Source organism: Nitratireductor aestuarii, assembly GCF_014641695.1.
Classification (GTDB): domain Bacteria; phylum Pseudomonadota; class Alphaproteobacteria; order Rhizobiales; family Rhizobiaceae; genus Chelativorans; species Chelativorans aestuarii.
Genome location: NZ_BMIF01000035.1, coordinates 1 through 2,742, shown reverse-complemented (window position 1 = coordinate 2,742; position 2,742 = coordinate 1). Strand labels below are relative to the sequence as shown.

Annotated in this window: 1 rRNA gene (only partly in view); it reads left to right on the top strand. The window is 53.6% G+C overall.

Features of this window, described 5'->3' with window-relative positions:
* A 23S ribosomal RNA gene (locus IEX27_RS20865) occupies positions 1-2,620 on the top strand; it begins 196 nt to the left of the window's first position.
* The last annotated feature ends 122 nt before the right edge of the window (positions 2,621-2,742 follow it).

Below are 2,742 nucleotides of genomic sequence, written 5' to 3'. Positions count from 1 at the left end.
GGTTTCCAAGTGTTGACGGGTATCTTATCCTGAATACATAGGGATAAGAGGCGAACGCAGGGAACTGAAACATCTAAGTACCTGCAGGAAAGGACATCAACCGAGACTCCGCTAGTAGTGGCGAGCGAACGCGGACCAGGCCAGTGGCTTTTGTGAGTAAAGTGGAACCTTCTGGAAAGTTGGGCCATAGCGGGTGACAGCCCCGTACACGTAAATCTCACAAGAGTCCTCGAGTAAGGCGGGACACGTGAAATCCTGTCTGAACGTGGGGGGACCACCCTCCAAGCCTAAGTACTCGTGCATGACCGATAGTGAACTAGTACCGTGAGGGAAAGGTGAAAAGCACCCCGACAAGGGGAGTGAAATAGAACCTGAAACCGGTTGCCTACAAACAGTTGGAGCCTGCAATGGTGACAACGTACCTTTTGTATAATGGGTCAGCGACTTAGTGTATCGAGCAAGCTTAAGCCGGTAGGTGTAGGCGCAGCGAAAGCGAGTCTGAACAGGGCGATTTAGTTCGATGCATTAGACCCGAAACCAAGTGATCTAGCCATGAGCAGGTTGAAGGTTGGGTAACACCAACTGGAGGACCGAACCCGTTTCTGTTGCAATAGATTGGGATGACTTGTGGCTAGGGGTGAAAGGCCAATCAAACTTGGAAATAGCTGGTTCTCCGCGAAATCTATTTAGGTAGAGCGTCGACCGAATACCCCCGGGGGTAGAGCACTGAATGGGCTAGGGGTCCTCACCGGATTACCAAACCTAATCAAACTCCGAATACCGGGGAGTACTAGTCGGCAGACACACGGCGGGTGCTAACGTCCGTCGTGAAGAGGGCAACAACCCTGACCAGCAGCTAAGGTCCCCAAGTCATGGCTAAGTGGGAAAGGATGTGAGGATCCCAAAACAACCAGGATGTTGGCTTAGAAGCAGCCATCATTTAAAGAAAGCGTAACAGCTCACTGGTCTAATTAAGGGTCTTTGCGCCGAAAATGTAACGGGGCTAAAGCCATGCACCGAAGCTCTGGGTTCACACTTTGTGTGAGCGGTAGCGGAGCGTTCCGTAAGCCAGTGAAGGGTGATCCGTGAGGACGCCTGGAGGTATCGGAAGTGCGAATGCTGACATGAGTAACGATAAAGGGAGTGAGAGACTCCCTCGCCGAAAGTCCAAGGGTTCCTGCTTAAAGTTAATCTGAGCAGGGTTAGCCGGCCCCTAAGGCGAGGCCGAAAGGCGTAGTCGATGGGAACCACGTTAATATTCGTGGGCCTGCGGGTAGTGACGGATCACGTGTATTGTCAGATCTTACTGGATTGATCTGGCAGTGAAGTGGTCCCGGGAAATAGCTCCCGCGTATAGACCGTACCCTAAACCGACACAGGTGGACTGGTAGAGTATACCAAGGCGCTTGAGAGAACTCTGCTGAAGGAACTCGGCAAATTGCATGCGTAACTTCGGGATAAGCATGACCCTGTATCACGCAAGTGGTATGGGGTGGCACAGACCAGGGGGTAGCGACTGTTTATCAAAAACACAGGGCTCTGCGAAGTCGCAAGACGACGTATAGGGTCTGACGCCTGCCCGGTGCTGGAAGGTTAAGAGGAGATGTGCAAGCATTGAATTGAAGCCCCAGTAAACGGCGGCCGTAACTATAACGGTCCTAAGGTAGCGAAATTCCTTGTCGGGTAAGTTCCGACCTGCACGAATGGCGTAACGACTTCCCCGCTGTCTCCAGCAGAGACTCAGTGAAATTGAATTCCCCGTGAAGATGCGGGGTTCCTGCGGTTAGACGGAAAGACCCCGTGCACCTTTACTATAGCTTTACACTGGCATTCGTGACGTTATGTGTAGGATAGGTGGTAGGCTTTGAAGCAGCGGCGCCAGCCGTTGTGGAGCCATCCTTGAAATACCACCCTTAACCTCATGGATGTCTAACTGCGGCCCGTTATCCGGGTCCAGGACCGTGTATGGTGGGTAGTTTGACTGGGGCGGTCGCCTCCTAAAGAGTAACGGAGGCGCGCGATGGTGGGCTCAGACCGGTCGGAAATCGGTCGTCGAGTGCAATGGCATAAGCCTGCCTGACTGCGAGACTGACAAGTCGAGCAGAGACGAAAGTCGGTCATAGTGATCCGGTGGTCCCGCGTGGAAGGGCCATCGCTCAACGAATAAAAGGTACGCCGGGGATAACAGGCTGATGACCCCCAAGCGTCCATAGCGACGGGGTTGTTTGGCACCTCGATGTCGACTCATCGCATCCTGGGGCTGGAGCAGGTCCCAAGGGTATGGCTGTTCGCCATTTAAAGCGGTACGTGAGTTGGGTTCAGAACGTCGTGAGACAGTTCGGTCCCTATCTGCCGTGGGTGTAGGAATATTGAAAGGATCTGTCCCTAGTACGAGAGGACCGGGATGGACGTACCTCTGGTGGACCTGTTGTGGCGCCAGCCGCAGTGCAGGGTAGCTATGTACGGACTAGATAACCGCTGAAGGCATCTAAGCGGGAAACTAACCTTAAAACGAGTATTCCCTGAGAGCCGTGGAAGACGACCACGTTGATAGGACGGGTGTGGAAGTGCGGCAACGCATGAAGCTTACCGTTACTAATAGCTCGATTGGCTTGATCATTCTCATTGCTTGTATCCATCAGACGAAGTCTGATGGATGTTTTGTCCTCACGCCAGTTCGGCTCACGCCGAACGGCTCCGGCCCCTCGACGGGCTCGGGAGGGCGGCCAAAAGTGGCCGACG